Annotated in this window: 13 protein-coding genes and 3 riboswitches; of the genes, 6 read left to right on the forward strand and 7 right to left on the reverse strand. The window is 69.5% G+C overall.

Going from position 1 to position 14,266, the window contains the following annotated elements; genetic code table 11:
• Window position 1 precedes the first annotated feature (1 nt).
• Complete coding sequence (locus E5P3_RS03340; protein ID WP_162584671.1) at window positions 2-1,168, reverse strand: toxin-antitoxin system YwqK family antitoxin; 1,167 nt, start codon at window positions 1,166-1,168, stop codon at window positions 2-4.
• 7 nt (window positions 1,169-1,175) lie between these two features.
• The gene (locus tag E5P3_RS03345; RefSeq protein WP_162584672.1) at window positions 1,176-1,589 is read right to left on the reverse strand and encodes a VOC family protein; all 414 of its coding nucleotides are present in this window, start codon (window positions 1,587-1,589) and stop codon (window positions 1,176-1,178) included.
• A gap of 112 nt (window positions 1,590-1,701) precedes the next feature.
• Between E5P3_RS03345 and E5P3_RS03350 the strand changes: the two genes are divergently transcribed.
• The 5 genes from E5P3_RS03350 (at window position 1,702) to E5P3_RS03370 (ending at window position 7,106) form a co-directional block, all read left to right on the forward strand.
• On the forward strand, window positions 1,702-2,055 hold the full coding sequence (locus tag E5P3_RS03350) for a DUF2946 family protein (protein WP_162584673.1): 354 nt from the start codon (window positions 1,702-1,704) through the stop codon (window positions 2,053-2,055).
• A gap of 102 nt (window positions 2,056-2,157) precedes the next feature.
• Complete coding sequence (locus E5P3_RS03355) at window positions 2,158-4,485, forward strand: TonB-dependent receptor (RefSeq protein WP_162584674.1); 2,328 nt, start codon at window positions 2,158-2,160, stop codon at window positions 4,483-4,485.
• A gap of 25 nt (window positions 4,486-4,510) precedes the next feature.
• Window positions 4,511-5,005: a copper chaperone PCu(A)C gene (locus E5P3_RS03360; RefSeq protein WP_162584675.1), complete on the forward strand. Its 495-nt coding sequence runs from the start codon at window positions 4,511-4,513 to the stop codon at window positions 5,003-5,005.
• 70 nt (window positions 5,006-5,075) lie between these two features.
• Complete coding sequence (locus E5P3_RS03365) at window positions 5,076-5,807, forward strand: PhaM family polyhydroxyalkanoate granule multifunctional regulatory protein (protein WP_162584676.1); 732 nt, start codon at window positions 5,076-5,078, stop codon at window positions 5,805-5,807.
• A 30-nt stretch (window positions 5,808-5,837) separates the two neighbouring features.
• On the forward strand, window positions 5,838-7,106 hold the full coding sequence (locus E5P3_RS03370) for an FIST signal transduction protein (protein ID WP_162584677.1): 1,269 nt from the start codon (window positions 5,838-5,840) through the stop codon (window positions 7,104-7,106).
• Here E5P3_RS03370 and E5P3_RS03375 read toward each other — a convergent pair.
• A complete protein-coding gene (locus E5P3_RS03375) occupies window positions 7,103-8,275 on the reverse strand; it encodes a M20 aminoacylase family protein (protein WP_162584678.1) in 1,173 nt (390 codons plus the stop codon). The genes E5P3_RS03370 and E5P3_RS03375 overlap by 4 nt on opposite strands.
• A gap of 10 nt (window positions 8,276-8,285) precedes the next feature.
• On the reverse strand, window positions 8,286-9,269 hold the full coding sequence (locus E5P3_RS03380; RefSeq protein WP_162584679.1) for a tripartite tricarboxylate transporter substrate binding protein: 984 nt from the start codon (window positions 9,267-9,269) through the stop codon (window positions 8,286-8,288).
• Window positions 9,270-9,392: 123 nt separating this feature from the next.
• On the opposite strand from E5P3_RS03380, the gene E5P3_RS03385 reads away from it, so the two are divergent.
• Window positions 9,393-10,280: a LysR family transcriptional regulator gene (locus E5P3_RS03385; protein ID WP_162584680.1), complete on the forward strand. Its 888-nt coding sequence runs from the start codon at window positions 9,393-9,395 to the stop codon at window positions 10,278-10,280.
• A 2-nt stretch (window positions 10,281-10,282) separates the two neighbouring features.
• Here E5P3_RS03385 and E5P3_RS03390 read toward each other — a convergent pair whose 3' ends face one another.
• The 3 genes from E5P3_RS03390 to E5P3_RS03400 form a co-directional block, all read right to left on the reverse strand.
• Entirely contained in the window at window positions 10,283-11,551 is a 1,269-nt protein-coding gene (locus E5P3_RS03390; RefSeq protein WP_162584681.1) for a D-amino acid dehydrogenase, read from the reverse strand.
• A 93-nt stretch (window positions 11,552-11,644) separates the two neighbouring features.
• A riboswitch (glycine riboswitch) is annotated at window positions 11,645-11,752 on the reverse strand.
• A 4-nt stretch (window positions 11,753-11,756) separates the two neighbouring features.
• Window positions 11,757-11,861, reverse strand: a riboswitch (glycine riboswitch).
• Window positions 11,862-11,901: 40 nt separating this feature from the next.
• Window positions 11,902-13,146: an FAD-dependent oxidoreductase gene (locus E5P3_RS03395; RefSeq protein WP_162584682.1), complete on the reverse strand. Its 1,245-nt coding sequence runs from the start codon at window positions 13,144-13,146 to the stop codon at window positions 11,902-11,904.
• A gap of 80 nt (window positions 13,147-13,226) precedes the next feature.
• Window positions 13,227-13,334: riboswitch (glycine riboswitch) on the reverse strand.
• A 139-nt stretch (window positions 13,335-13,473) separates the two neighbouring features.
• On the reverse strand, window positions 13,474-14,208 hold the full coding sequence (locus E5P3_RS03400; protein ID WP_162584683.1) for a helix-turn-helix domain-containing protein: 735 nt from the start codon (window positions 14,206-14,208) through the stop codon (window positions 13,474-13,476).
• Window positions 14,209-14,266 lie beyond the last annotated feature (58 nt).

Genomic DNA, 14,266 nt, shown 5'->3' on the forward strand with positions numbered 1-14,266 from the left:
GCTACCTTGCGTAGGCCTTCCGAGACCCGTCCTCGAAGACCTCGTCGTCGCGCTCCAGCTTGCCGTCGGCGTTCCAGCTGCGCTCGCGCGTGACGCGACCCTTGTCGTCGTAGCTCGATTCGGCGCGCAGCTTTCCGCCATCGCCGAAGCGCTGGTGCAGGCCGATCGGGATCTGGCGGAAGCGGCTCACGACGGCGAAGCGGCCCTGCGCGGCGCGCTGGCCGTTATCGTGGAACTCGGTGATCTCGACCGTGCGCGCCTCGTTGCCCTCGCCGTAGACCGCCTTGCTGCGGGGCTGGCCGTTGAGGTAGTAGCTCTCGTCGGACAGCGGCTCGCCGGCCGCGCTCCAGCGCTGGTCGCGCACCAGCGTGCCCTTTTCGGAGAATTCCTGCTCGCTCCGCTTGATCGCGCCGCGTTCCAGCAGCAGATAGACGATCTCCCGGCGCTTGATGCCCTCGGAGGACCAGCGCCGCTCGGTGCGCTGGTTGCCGCTGATCTCGTCCTGCATTGCCGGCTTGCCGTTGTCGTAGAGCTCCTCGCTGCGCAGCCGCTTGCCGGCCAGGTAGGCGAGCCGCGTGCGCAGGATGCCCTTGGCGTCGAAGAGCTCGACCTGCGAGGGGGTGCTGCCCACGAAGCCGCACAGCCGCGCATCGTCGACCAAGGGGGCGAGCAGGGGCTTGTCGCCGCAGCGCAGGGCCGACAGCTGGCCGCGTTCGGTGAATTCGGCATAGGCGCGCTCCCCCGGCTCGGCGTAGAAGGTGGCGCGGCGCAGCTGCCCGCCGGGGTGGAAGCTGCGCGAGAGGCCGGTCTCGTGGCCGTCGTCGTACACGGCCTCGCGCAGCACCCGGCCCGTGGCAGGCGAGAACTCGCGCGCGGGGCCTTCCATGTTGCCGCGCGCGTTCAGGCTGTGTTCCTTCACCAGCTTGCCGCGCTCGTAGTAGCGCACCAGGCCCATGAAGACGCCGTTCTGGAGCTGCTGCTCGCGCACCAGCTCGCCGCTGCCGCGATCCTTGCAGCGCATCAGGCCGGTCTTGCCGGCGGTGGTCTGGCCGTTGGCCGGGTTCACGTGCTGGCCGTTGAGCTCGCAGTCCTGCACCGCCTGCGCCGCCAGCGGCAACAGGGCGAGCAGCGCGGCTGCAAGTCCGGCCGGGCGCAGGGACTGGGGCATGGCGGAATCAGGTGGCGTAGACGGCATCCAGGGAGCGGAAACCCTTGACCTCGATCGGGTTGCCGAAGGGGTCGCAGAAGAACATGGTCCACTGCTCGCCGGGCTGGCCCTCGAAGCGCACCTGCGGCTTCAGGACGAACTCGGTGCCGGCGGCTTCCAGGCGCGCGGCCAGCGCCTGCCAGTCGGGCAGCTCCAGGATCAGGCCCAGGTGCGGCATCGGCACCATGACATCGCCGACATGGCCGGTGCGTGCGGTGGCGAAGGGTTCGCCGAGGTGCAGCGAGATCTGGTGGCCGAAGAAGTCGAAATCGACCCAGGTGTCGGTGCTGCGGCCTTCGGTGCAACCGAGGCGGCCGCCGTAGAAGCGACGAGCCTCGTCGAGATCCCGGACGTTGAAGGCGAGGTGAAATATGCTGCGCATCCGAAGAGCATAGCGGCGCTGCCGCCGTGTTGACACCCCTGGATACATTCACCCTGGCCTCGTCGTGCGGCCGCGCGATGCGGCCGCCCGTCTCGCCGATAATCCCCATCCCATGTCCTGCCTGCGTCACGCCCACCGCCTCGGCCGCCTCGTGCTGCTGTGGTTCGCGCTGTCGCTGGGCGCGGCGATTGCCTCGCCGATCGTGCATCCGCAGGCGATGGAGCTGGTGTGTTCCAGCGTCGGCACCATCAAGGTGATGGTCCAGGGCGAGGACGGTGCGCAGGACCTGGGCACCACCCACCTCGATTGCCCGCTGTGCCTGCTGACCGGCGCACCGCCGCCGGCGCTGGTGGCGGCGCTGCCACATCCCCTCCCGCTGGCCCATGCGGTCCAGCCCATCCCGGCCGCGCGCATCGCAGCGGCCACTGCGGCCCCGCTGCCCGCGCGCGGGCCGCCCGCGCTCTGAGCTTGCCGTCGATCTCGTAGCGCGCTGCGCGTCGTCCGGGCGCGCAGCGCGCCGATCTCCCTGCAATGCACCGGCGCTCTGCGGCGCCGAGGAGCGCTCTCCATGAACAAGAAAACCGTGCTGTCGCTCGCGCTGGGCGCAGCTTTCCCGTGGCTGGCCGGGCCGGCCTTCGCCCAGGCCCCTCCGAGCCCTGCCGACGACCAGGGGCCCGAGCGCATCAAGTCGCTCGGCGTGGTGACCGTCACCGGCGGCCAGCCGACCTCTCTGCCCACGCAGATTCCCACCACCATCGAAGGCGTGACGCGCGAGGAGATCGAGACCCGCATCAACGCCACCGACAGCGAGGACGCGCTCAAGTACCTGCCCAGCCTGCTGGTGCGCAAGCGCTACATCGGCGACTACAACCACGCCATCCTCTCGACCCGCGCCTCCGGCACCGGCAACAGCGCGCGTTCGGCGGTCTATGCGGACGGCATCCTGCTGTCGAACTACCTGGGCAACGGCATCGCCAACGGCACCAACTACGCGCCGCGCTGGGGCCTGGTCACCCCCGAGGAGATCGAGCGCGTCGACGTGATGTACGGGCCCTTCTCCGCCGCCTACCCCGGCAACTCGGCCGGCGCCGTGGTCGACTACGTGACGCGCATGCCGAACCGGCTCGAGGCGCATGTGAAGGCCGGCTACTTCTCTCAGCCCTTCGACCTCTACAACACGGACCGGACCTTCGATGGCTGGCAGACCAGCGCCTCGCTCGGCAGCAGGAGCGGCGACTGGTCCTGGTGGATCGACGTCAACCACACAGACAGCCGCGGCCAGCCGCTGACCTTCACGACCGCCACGGTAGCCTCGGGCGTGCCGGGCCGCGCCGGCGCGCCGGTGGCGGGTTTCGTGCCGGGACTGAACACTACCAACACGCCCTGGTACATCCTGGGCACCGGCACCGCCTATCGCACGGTGCAGGATCACGCGAAGCTGAAGCTGGCCTACGACTTCTCGCCCACCATCCGCGCCACCTACACGCTGGGCTGGTGGCAGAACAGCGCGGAAGGCCGGCCCGACAGCTACCTGGTCAATGCGGCCGGCCAGCCGGTCTTCAGCGGACCCATCCGCATCGGCGGGCGCGGCTACACGCTGGCGCCCACCGCCTTCCCCCTGACCAACGACGCCCAGACGCACAACATGCACGGGCTCTCGGTCAAGAGCAACACCCGAGGCGAATGGGACTGGGAAGTGGCGGCGAGCCTGTACGACTACGCCCGGGACCGACAGCGCGCGCCTACCGTCGCGCTGCCGCTGGCGGCCATCGGCGGCACCGGCACGCTGCAGGACCAGGACGGCACCGGCTGGAACACGCTGGCGGCCAAGGGCACCTGGCGGCCTTGGGGCGTCGGCGGCGCGCACATCGTCGACTTCGGCATCGGCCGCGATGCTTACAAGCTTTCCATCGCGAAGAACAACGTGCTGGGGAACTGGCTGGACGGCCCGGCCCTGCCCGGGTCCCTGGTCAGCCATGTCGGTGGCCGCACGCAGACCCGCAGCGCCTGGATACAGGACAGCTGGGGCTTCGCGCCGCGATGGAAGGCCGTGCTCGGCCTGCGCTACGAGCATTGGCAGGCGAAGGACGGCTTCACCACGGCCGGCACTGGTTCGCAGGCCTATGCCACGCGCAGCGAATCGGACCTGTCGCCGAAGGCCGCGCTCGCCTGGCAGCTGGCGAAGGACATGGTGCTGAAGGCGTCGGTCGGCCGTGCGGTGCGCTACCCGACCGTGGGAGAGCTCTACGGCGCGACCTCGGGCGGGGCGCTTTCCTTCATCAACGACCCGAACCTGAAGCCCGAGAAGTCGTGGACCGGCGAGCTTTCCGCCGAGAAGGACTTGGGCAGCGGACTGGCGCGCGCCACGCTGTTCCACGAGACCACCAGGGATGCGCTCTACAGCCAGCTGATCCCGAACTCCACCGTCTCGCGCGTGCAGAACGTCGACAAGGTACGCACCACCGGCCTGGAGCTGGCTTATACCGGCCAGGACGTGTGGGTCCGCGGCCTGGACCTGGGCGCCAGCCTGACCTACGCCGATTCGACGATCGTCGCCAACGCCGCCTTCCCTGCCAGCATCGGCAAGTGGCAGCCGCGCGTGCCGCGCTGGCGCTCCACGGTCTACGCCAGCTACAAGCCCGACGCGCGCTGGGCCTTCACCGTGGCGGCGCGCTACAGCGGCCGCCAATACTCGAACCTGGACAACAGTGACGTGAACGCCAATGCCTACTTCGGCGCCAGCCGCTACTTCACCGTCGACCTCCGCGTGCGCTACCAGATCGACAAGCGCTGGTCGGCGGCTTTTGGCATCGACAACGCCAACAACGAGCAGTACTGGAACTTTCACCCCTACCCGCAGCGCACCTATAGCGCTGAACTCCGCTTCGACCTTTGATTCACACTTCGCCGAGGACCTTGCCATGAACGCTCGCTTTCTTTCCCCATTCCCCCGCCGTACCGCCGCCTCCCTCCTCCTGCTGGCCCTCGCCGGCAGCGCCCTCGCCCAGGCGCCGGCGGTCGACGTGCGGGATGCCTGGATCCGCGCCTCGGTGCCCGGCCAGAGCGGTACCGGCGCCTTCATGAAACTCAACGCACCTGCGGGCGCGCGCCTGGTCGGCGCTTCCACGCCCGTGGCCGGCGTGGCCGAAGTCCACGAAATGAAGATGGAAGGCGACACCATGCGGATGCGCGGGCTGGAACGCGGCCTCGAACTGCCGGCGCGGCAGACCGTCGAGCTCAAGCCCGGCGGCTACCACCTGATGCTCATGGACCTGAAGCAGCCCCTGGCCAAGGACAGCACCGTGCCCCTGACACTGAGCTTCGAGGATGCGAAGGGCCACAAGAGCACGCTGGAGCTCAAGGTCCCGGTGCTCGCCGGGCCCGCCGCGCCCGCGGCCGGCGCCCACAAGCATTGAGCGCTTCCAAGTTCATGCGCATGGAGTAAGCTGGTCGGACACAAGAAACCCTCTTGCAGGAGACCCTCCCATGAGCGACGCCAAGCCCTTCGCCTTCAGTCAGTTCGTTCCGGGCTTCGACTTCCTCCAGAGCCTTGCGAAGGGTGCTTCTGGCGGCACGAGCGCCTTGCCGGGCATGCCCGGCCTGTCGAACTGGGTCGCGCCGACGCTGAGCGTGGAGGAGGTCGACAAACGCATCCAGGAGCTCAAGACGGTGCAGTACTGGCTGGAGCAGAACGGCCACGCGCTCAAGGCCACCATCCAGGCGCTGGAAGTGCAGAAGATGACGCTGTCGACCCTGCGCGGCATGAACGTGCGCATGGAGGACCTGGCCAATGCCTTCACCCGGTCGGCCGCGCCGCCGGTCCCGACGGCGCCCGCACCCCAGGCTCAGGCGCCCGAACCGGAAGCCGAACCCGAGGACGTCGCCGAGCCGGAGGAGCCGGCCGAAGTGCCGGCGCCCCGGCGCGGTGCCAAGGCCAAGGCATCCAACGGGCCCGCGCCGGATGCCGCCGGCGGCGTGGTCGACCCGCTTCAGTGGTGGGGGGCGCTCACGCAGCAGTTCCAGCAGATCGCGAGCTCCGCCCTGCAGGATGCGTCGCAACTCAAGATGCCCGCCGTGGCCCAGCCGATCGCCGATGCGGTGGGCGAGGCGATGAACGCGGCGGCGCGTCCCGCGGCGCGCAAGACAGGCGCCACCGCGAAGAAGGCACCGGCCGCAGCCAAGAAGACGGCGGCGCGCAAGCGAACACGCGCGCGCTGATTTGCAACCCTTGCCTGGGATTCCGAGGCCATGAAGCTGTTCCCCACGGGCCACGCCACCCATCCCCAATGGCGCATGGCAGCCGGGCTCGTGCTCGCGCAACTGCGGGCGCAGATGGCGCTGCCGGACTATGCGCGTGCGCCCACGCTGGGCCTGCTCTACATCACGGACCACTACGCCGCCGATGCGCAGGAGATCCTCGACCACCTGGGCGCCGAGCTGCCGGAGATCACGGACTGGTCCGGCACGGTCGGCGTCGGCGTATCGGCCAACAACGCGGAGTACTTCGACGAGCCGGCGTTGTCCGTCATGCTGTGCATGCTTCCGAGCGACCAGTACCGCGTGTTCTCGGGCGTGGCGCCGCTGGCCGGCTCGGAAATGAGCGGGTTCGCGGCCCACACGGCCCTGGTGCACGCCGATCCCGAGACGCCGGACCTCACGGAGCTGGTGGCCGAGATGGCAGGGCGCACCGACACCGGCTATCTCTTCGGCGGCCTGTCCTCGGGCCGCAGCGGCGCGCTCCAGTTCGCGATCGGGGGCAACGGCAACATCCGCGGCCACGGGGCCGCTGGCGGCGTGTTCTCGGGCGGCCTGTCAGGCGTGGCCTTCGGCGAGGGAGTGCGCCTGGTGTCGCGCGTCACCCAGGGCTGCCAGCCGGTCTCGCGCGAACGGGAGATCACCGAAGCCGAAGGCAACCTGCTGCTCAGGCTGGACGGCGAGCCGGCGCTCGACGTGCTGCTGGCCGAACTCGGCGTGTCGCTGGAGGCGCCGCAGGAAGCGATCGAGGCGGTGCGCGCCACGCTGGTGGGCCTGGTCGACGCCGGCAGCGACGGTATCCGGCGCACCGGCGACCTCGGCGCCGACGTGCTGGTGCGCCACATCATCGGTCTCGATCCCACGCGCCGCGGAGTCGCCATCGCCGACGTGGCCCAGGCGGGCATGCGCATGAGCTTCGTGCGCCGCAACGCGCAGGCCGCGCGCGCCGATCTGATGCGCATCTGTGCCGAGGTCCGCGAGGAACTCGAGCCGCAGGAGCAGACGCTCGCCACCGCGCGTGCGGTGGCGGCCGGCGAGGCCGAGGCCGCGCCCCATCCGGCGCGCCGCATCGCGGGCGCCGTGTACGTGAGCTGCTCGGGGCGGGGCGGCCCGCATTTCGGCGCGCCCGGCGCCGAGCTGCAGATCGTGCGCCATGCGCTCGGTGATGTGCCGCTGGTCGGTTTCTTTGCCGCCGGCGAGATCGCGCGGCACCATCTGTATGGCTATACGGGCGTGCTGACGGTGTTCGCTGCGAACGACTAGCTCAAGAAGCGCTCGGCCAGGAGCACCCAGTAGGCCGCGCCGATCGCGACGTTGCCGTCGTTGAAATCGTAGCCGGGGTTATGCACCATGCACGCGCCGTGGCCGTCGCCTTCGCCGTTGCCGATCAACAGGTAGCTGCCGGGCACGCGCTCCAGCATGAAGGCGAAGTCCTCGCTGCCGGGCAGTGCCGGAGCCTGCAGCGTGACGCGTTCCGGGCCCAGCAGTTCCAGCGCCACCTCGCGCGCGAAGGCGGTCTCCTGCGGCGTGTTGACCAGCACGGCGTAGCCCGGTCGCCAGTCGATCTGCGCCTTGACGCCGAAGCTCTCGGCCTGCGCCGCGATCAGCGCCTTGATGCGTTCCTCCAACCGGCTTCGCACGTCGCCGTCGAGCGCGCGCACGCTGAGCTCCAGCGTGGCGCTTTGCGGGATCACGTTGTTGGCCTTGCCGGCATGCACGGCGCCCACCGTCACCACGGCCATCTGCAGCGGGTCGATGTTGCGCGAGACCACCGTCTGCAGCGCCATCACGATGCTGGCTGCCGCCACGATGGGGTCCGCCGTACGATGCGGCATCGCGCCGTGGCCGCCGATGCCGGCGAGCGTGACCGTTGCGTAGTCGGAAGAGGCCATTGCCGGCCCTTCGCGCAGCGCCAGCCGGCCCTGCGGCAGGCCGGGCATGTTGTGCATCGCGAAGATGGCGTCGCACGGGTACTTGTCGAACAGGCCTTGCTCCATCATCCGCAGCGCCCCGCCGCCGCCTTCTTCGGCCGGCTGGAAGATCAGGTTCAGCGTGCCCGAAAAGCGCCCGCGTTCGGCCAGGTGGTGTGCGGCGGCCAGCAGCATCGCGGTGTGGCCGTCGTGGCCGCAGGCGTGCATGACGCCGGCGTGGCTGCTGGCATAGGCCAGGCCGGTGGATTCGTCGATGGGCAGGGCGTCCATGTCGGCGCGCAGGCCCAGGCGGCGCTCGCCGTCGCCGCGAACCAGCCGGCCCACCACGCCGGTGCCTCCGAGGCCGCGCTCGACCTGGTACCCCCAGGCTTCGAGCCGCTCGGCGACCAGGGCCGAGGTACGGTGCTCGTCGAAGCCGAGCTCGGGATGGTGGTGGATGTCGCGGCGGATGTCGATGAAGGCGCCGGCCTGCGCGTGCAGGTCTTCGAGAAGCGTGCTCATGGATTTCAGCTTACTGCGGTTGCAGGTGGATCGACCTGGCGATGTCCCGGTAGCGCGCGGTCTCGGCCTCGAAGAACTTCGCCGACTCGGCCAGCGACATCGGCGGCGAGGCGACCTGGGTCTGGGCCGCGAGCTGCGTACGGACGCTCGGGTCCTTCAGGGTCGCGCCGATCGCCTTGTGCAGCTTCTGCACCACCTCCTCCGGCGTGTTCCTCGGCACCATGAAGCCGCTCCAGGTCTTGTAGGCGAAGTTCTTCAGCTCCTTGCCTTCGCTCGCGGTGGGGACGTTCGTCAGCAGCTCGGAGCGTTGCGCGCCGAGCTGCCCGATCACCTTGAGCCGGCCCTGCTCGGCCAGTGCGCCCATGGCGGCGCTGTACACCAGCACCGCGAAATCGACCTGCCCGCCGCCGATGTCCTGCAGGAGCGGCGCGTTGCCCTTGTAGGGGGCGTGCATCAGTTTGATGCCGGCGTCCTGCTGCACCTTCTCCAGGATCAGGTGGTAGAGCGATCCGACGCCCACGCTGCCGTAGGAAAGCGGCTTGTCGGCCGACCTGCGGGCGAGCGCGATCAGCTCGTCCACGCTGTTGGCCGGCAGGTCCTTGCGCGCGACGAAGACCATCACCGCGTCGGCCACCGGATGCACCAGGCGGAAGTCCTCGGCCTTGAGCTTGACGGCCGCGTTGGCCAGCGGCGAGAGGATCACCTCGTTGGGTGAGCCCTGGAAAATGTAGTAGCCGTCGGCCGGCGCCGCCAGCACCTTCTGGGCCGCCATCGCGCCGCTGACGCCGCCGAGGTTCTCCACCAGCACTTGCTGGCCCAGCTCCTTGCCCAGCGGCGTGGCGAAGATGCGCGCGGCGGCATCGGAGGGGCCGCCCGCGGGGTAGGGAACCATCAGGTTGACCGGCTTGGCCGGGTAGCTCTGAGCGAGGGCGGTGCCCGCTGCCAGCAACAGGGTGCAGGCGAGAAGATGCGAGCGCTGGAAGATCGATGTCATCGGAACTCCGGTAGGGCTGGGATGGGAATGCCGGCTCATCGTAGGAGCGGCAAATGCGCACGTCCAATGCATTGTTGGCTGCATTAGCATGAGTTCAATGCAGCTTTCTCGCAGGCCCTCGCCATGACGCTGGTCCAACTCAGGCACCTCATCTCGCTGGCCCACACGGGCTCGTTCAGCAAGTCCGCACAGGCCCTGCACCTGACGCAGCCCGCGCTGAGCCGCAGCATCCGCGCGCTGGAAGAGGAGCTGGGCATGCCGCTGTTCGACCGCGTGGGTCGCCGCAATGAGCTCACCGCCTTCGGCCGCGAGGTGCTGGAGCGCTCGCGCCACCTGGTCTTCGAGGCCGACGAACTGCGCGACAGCGGCCGCCGGCTGCGCGAGGGGGAGGGCGGCACGGTGCGCATCGGCATGGGCTCGGGCCCGGGCGCGATGCTGATGACGCCCTTCCTGATGCACATGGCGAAGCACCACCCGAGGATGCGCGTCGCGGTGGCGCGCGGCGGCACCGATCTGCTCGTGCAGTCGCTGCGTGCGCACACCCTCGATGCGCTGGTGATCGACGCGCGTTCGCTAAACCCGGCGCCCGATCTCGAGCTCGGGCTGGTGCGCGAGATGCGCGGCACCTTCATGTGCCGCCGCGGCCATCCTCTCGCGCGGCTGCGCGCCGGTGTGCGCTTCGAGGCGGTGCAGCGCTATCCGATCGCCTCCACGCCGCTGAGCGACGAGGTGGCGCGAACCCTGGTCGAGGCCTACGGGCCCGAGGCGCATCCGGCGCACTGCGTGACGCTGCGATGCGAGGAGATCCCCAGCCTGGTGGAGGTGGCGCGCCAGAGCGACGCCGTGCTGCTGGCGGTCCGCGCGGCGGCGCCCGGGCTGGTCGAGCTGAAGATGAATCCGCCGTTCGACGCCGTGGCCCGCTTCGGCCTCGTGACGCTACGCCGGCGCACCGAGGCGCCGGCGCTGGGCATTCTGCGCGCGCTGATGCAGGCGCTGATCCGCGACGACTGAGCTCAGGCGCCGACGAAGGCGAAGTCGACCTCGGGCTTCAGCCCGCTCACGATGCGCGCGATCGCGTGGCCCGAGCCGCAGGCATGGGTCCATCCCAGCGTGCCGTGGCCGGTGTTGAGAAACAGGTTGGGCAGGCGCGTCCGGCCGATCAGCGGCACGTTGCTCGGCGTGGCGGGGCGCAGGCCGGTCCAGAACTGCGCCCGTGTGGTGTCGCCAGCGCCGGGGAAGAGTTCTTCCACGCGCCGCACGATGGCTTCGCAGCGCACGCGGTTGAGGTCGCGGTCGTAGCCGTTGAGTTCGGCCGTGCCTGCAATGCGCAGCCGGTCGCCGCTTTCCGAGGTGTAGCGCGAGAAGACGAGCTTGTATTCGTCGTCGGTCAGCGAGACCTGGTGCGCCTTCGAGGCGTCCTTCACCGGCAGCGTGACCGAGTAGCCCTTGGCCGGGTAGATCGGCAACCGGATGCCGAGCGGCGCGGCATGGAGCGGGGACAGCGAGCCCATCGCCAGCACCACGGCATCGCCGCGGATGCGCTGGAATCGGCCCTCGCTATCGGTGGCTTCGACATGGTCGATGCGCCCGCCCGCTTCGCGCAGCGCGGTGACGGTGTGGCTCATGAGGAACTGCACGCCGTCGGCCACGGCCAGCGCGACCAGTTCCCGCGCGAAGCGGTTGGCATCGCCGGACTCGTCCTCGGCCGTGTAGGTGGCGCCGGCCAGCCGCGGCCGGATGTGGGCCAGAGCCGGCTCGATGCGGACTGCTTCGTCGGCCGAAACCACGCGGCGCTCGCAACCCAGGGCCCGCATCTGCTCGGCCGGCTTCAGGGCGGCGTCGAATTCTTTCTGCGTCGTGTAGAAGTGCAGGATGCCCTGGGTGCGCTGGTCGTATTGCAGTCCCTTGTCGCGGCGCAGCTGCTGCAGCAGCTCGCGACTGTAGGTCCCCAGGCGCACGATCTGCTCGATGTTGCGCTGGGTGCGCGCAGGCGTGCACTCGCGCAGGAAGGCCAGGCCCCAGAGCCACTGGCGCAGGTCGGCGCGCAGGCGGAAGAGCAGCGGCGCATCTTCCTTGCCCAGCCATTGCAGCAGTTTGAGCGGTGCACCAGGATTGGCCCAGGGCTCGGCATGGCTGACCGAGATCTGGCCGCCGTTGGCGAAGCTGGTTTCGGCGGCTGGCGTGGCCTGCCGGTCGATCACGGTCACTTCGTGGCCGAGTTGGCGGAGGTAGTAGGCCGAGGTGACGCCGAGCAGGCCGGCGCCGAGAACGATCACGCGCATTGCAGGAACCTTTCAGGTTGCAGCGCTCGGACGTGGGGAAGGCAACGGCAGCTTGTGAAGAAAGAGAAAGCAACCGGCGCACGCGTCCGAGTTGCCGCTCCCCCTGTCCTCGGTACCTGAGAGATTCATCCGCTGCGCCCGCAGCGGATTTGCTCCTTCGGTGCATCGCGCGTGGCGCGATGGCTCTCCAGACGGCTCTGACAGTTGGTGCAGTACAGGCTCATCGTTGCGAGCCGACCTGAGCGTTTATGGGAGTTTGCGCCTTCGGTGGGGCCGTCTTGACGTCGACCCGCTCTCCTGCAGTGCTGCGGATTGTAGGTGGCCCTTTGCGCCCTACCAAGCGCAGCCTGCTACAAGCGGCGGAAGGCGAACTCCAGTTCCGGTCGCAGGCCGCTCACGATGCGCGCGATGGACTTGCCGGCGCCGCAGGCGTTGATCCAGCCGCGCGCGCCCGGCGCGGAGTTGAGGAAGAGATTGCGCAGTCGGGTCTTGCCGATGGTCGGCAGGCCGCTCCTGCTCACCGCGTGCAGGGCCGTCTCGAAGCCGGCCTGGCCGGCGTCCACGGCGCCCGGCAGCATCTTCTCGACCCGGAGCAGCATCGCTTCGAAGCACTCCGGGTCGGACTCGCTCCCGGCGCCGGCCTTGGCGTGCACGGTCGTAGACACCCGCAGGCAGTCGCCGGCCGGTGTCTCGACGCGGCGAATGCGCAGCCGGCCCTGCCAATCGCGCAGCGCCATGCGCGGAGCGCGCGCCGGATCCTTGATCGGCAGGGTGAGGATGTGTTCGCGCATGAAGCGCAGCGGCATCGCGATCCCCAACTGCTCGGCATGCGTCACGCTGGAGGCGCCCAGCGCCAGGACATAAGCCTGGGCCTGCAGCCTGACGGGGCGGCCATGGGCGTCCAGCGCCTTCACATGGTCGATGCGGCCGGCGCCCTCGTGCAGCGAGAGCACCTGGTGCCGCGTCAGGAAGCGCACGCCCGCCGCGCGGCACAGGAAGATGAGGCCCGCGGCAAACTGGGCCGGATCGCGCGACGGGTCGTCGAGCGCATGGGCCGCGCCCGCCAGCGCCTCGCGCGCGCCGCTCAGCGCGGGTTCGAGCGCGAGCGCGTCCTCTGCCGAGAGCAGCCGCTCCTCGCAGCCCAGCGCGTCCCAGCGGGGCTGGCGCGCCAGGCGGCCCTCGAAGGCGTTGGCATCCGTGTAGAAGCTCAGCACGCCCGCATTGCGCGCGCCGCCGGACACGCCGACCTCATCGCGCAGGGCGCGCGCGCTGGCGCGGCTGTAGGCACCCAGCCGCACCAGGTGCTCGAGGGGATTGAAGCGGGGCGAGGGGCCGAACGCGTGGTCGAGCCATCGGCCCACGCGACCGCGCAGCTGGCGTCGAAGCGCCTTCCAGCCGGCCTGCGTGGGCCAGGCGAGGGACGACTGCTGGAGAAGCCGGGCGGCATCCGGCGAGAGGCCGGCGGCGGCGAGGCCGCGGGCCTTGGCCCCGGGCGTCGCATGCCGGTCGATCACGGTCACTTCGTGGCCCAGCTGCTGCAGGTAATAGGCCGATGTGACGCCGAGCAGGCCGGCGCCGAGTACGAGCACGCGCATGTCCGAATCCTTATGGGATGGCATGAACGGCGAGCCGCGGCACCCGGTTTGGGAGGCGCCTGGACCCGGGTTCCAGTTTTGCCGCTCCCCCTGTCCTTGGTGCCTGAGAGATTCACCCGCTGCGCTGTCGCAACGGATTTGCTCCTTCGGCGCATCACGCGGGGTGATGACTCTCCAGTCGGCGATTGACGAAGGCAGCAGTGATCGAACCGCGTGGGTCTACCGCTTGGGCGTTCATGGGAGTTTTCGCCGACGGTGGGATGGCGGGCATCCGCTTACCTGCTGCAAGCGGGGATTCTAGCTTGAAACCGGTTTCTTGGACGGTTGTCACGAACGGCGCAGGCGGGTGAACAGCTCGAATTCCCAGTTGCGCATGCCCAGCAGCAGCGTGTAGCCCTCGCGTTCCTTGGGGGAGAGCTTCTGGTCGGTCTGGTGCTGCTGTGCGAAATCCTGCGCCACGCGCTGCAGGCGATCGAGGAAGGCCGGCGCCAGGGACTTGCTGATCGATCCGTGTACCAGCAGCAGGCCCTCGGCCGGCCCGTCGAAACCCCCGCGGTAATAGTCCAGCACCACGTTCTCGCGGAAGAAGTCCATCACCGGCCCGTGCGGGCGCCAGCGGAAGGTCTTGGCCAGCTTGAGCCGGTAGCGGTTGAGCGGCCTGAGCTCGATGATGCCGATGCGGTCCAGCTGCGCCAGGTAGCCGATGCATTCGGCGTCGCTGAGGCGGTAGGCGGCGACGATCTGCTCCAGCGTCCACTGGCTCAGCACGCAGATGGCCATGAGCAGCAGCTTCTTGTCCTTGACCACGGCCTTCTCCTGCTCCAGCGTCAGCTCCTTGAGCAGCGGCTGCGCGTCGGCAACGCGCCGCGCCAGTTCCGCGAAGTCGATCTTCAGGGCGCGGCAGATCGCGTCGACCCGGGTCAACGGCATGTCGCCCTTGGCCAGCATGCGCTTGACGCTCGATTCGGCCATGTCCAGCGATTTGGCGAGATCCGCATAGGTCATGCGCGCTGTCTTGAGCTCGTTCTTGAGAGCCTGGATGAGATCGACGGTGGTGCTCATGGGTCCGGGTATAGCGTTTCGATACCGAAGGGCGTGAAAAAGTACTCCGTATCGATTC

Source organism: Variovorax sp. RA8 (assembly GCF_901827175.1).
Classification (GTDB): Bacteria; Pseudomonadota; Gammaproteobacteria; order Burkholderiales; family Burkholderiaceae_C; genus Variovorax.

What these genes read in the sequence shown, in the direction of transcription:
- E5P3_RS03340 (WP_162584671.1), bottom strand. Translation starts at nt 1,168, where the DNA reads ATGCCCCAGTCCCTGCGCCCGGCCGGACTTGCAGCCGCGCTGCTCGCC.
- E5P3_RS03345 (WP_162584672.1), bottom strand. Translation starts at nt 1,589, where the DNA reads ATGCGCAGCATATTTCACCTCGCCTTCAACGTCCGGGATCTCGACGAG.
- E5P3_RS03350 (WP_162584673.1), top strand. Translation starts at nt 1,702, where the DNA reads ATGTCCTGCCTGCGTCACGCCCACCGCCTCGGCCGCCTCGTGCTGCTG.
- E5P3_RS03355 (WP_162584674.1), top strand. Translation starts at nt 2,158, where the DNA reads ATGAACAAGAAAACCGTGCTGTCGCTCGCGCTGGGCGCAGCTTTCCCG.
- E5P3_RS03360 (WP_162584675.1), top strand. Translation starts at nt 4,511, where the DNA reads ATGAACGCTCGCTTTCTTTCCCCATTCCCCCGCCGTACCGCCGCCTCC.
- E5P3_RS03365 (WP_162584676.1), top strand. Translation starts at nt 5,076, where the DNA reads ATGAGCGACGCCAAGCCCTTCGCCTTCAGTCAGTTCGTTCCGGGCTTC.
- E5P3_RS03370 (WP_162584677.1), top strand. Translation starts at nt 5,838, where the DNA reads ATGAAGCTGTTCCCCACGGGCCACGCCACCCATCCCCAATGGCGCATG.
- E5P3_RS03375 (WP_162584678.1), bottom strand. Translation starts at nt 8,275, where the DNA reads ATGAGCACGCTTCTCGAAGACCTGCACGCGCAGGCCGGCGCCTTCATC.
- E5P3_RS03380 (WP_162584679.1), bottom strand. Translation starts at nt 9,269, where the DNA reads ATGACATCGATCTTCCAGCGCTCGCATCTTCTCGCCTGCACCCTGTTG.
- E5P3_RS03385 (WP_162584680.1), top strand. Translation starts at nt 9,393, where the DNA reads ATGACGCTGGTCCAACTCAGGCACCTCATCTCGCTGGCCCACACGGGC.
- E5P3_RS03390 (WP_162584681.1), bottom strand. Translation starts at nt 11,551, where the DNA reads ATGCGCGTGATCGTTCTCGGCGCCGGCCTGCTCGGCGTCACCTCGGCC.
- E5P3_RS03395 (WP_162584682.1), bottom strand. Translation starts at nt 13,146, where the DNA reads ATGCGCGTGCTCGTACTCGGCGCCGGCCTGCTCGGCGTCACATCGGCC.
- E5P3_RS03400 (WP_162584683.1), bottom strand. Translation starts at nt 14,208, where the DNA reads ATGAGCACCACCGTCGATCTCATCCAGGCTCTCAAGAACGAGCTCAAG.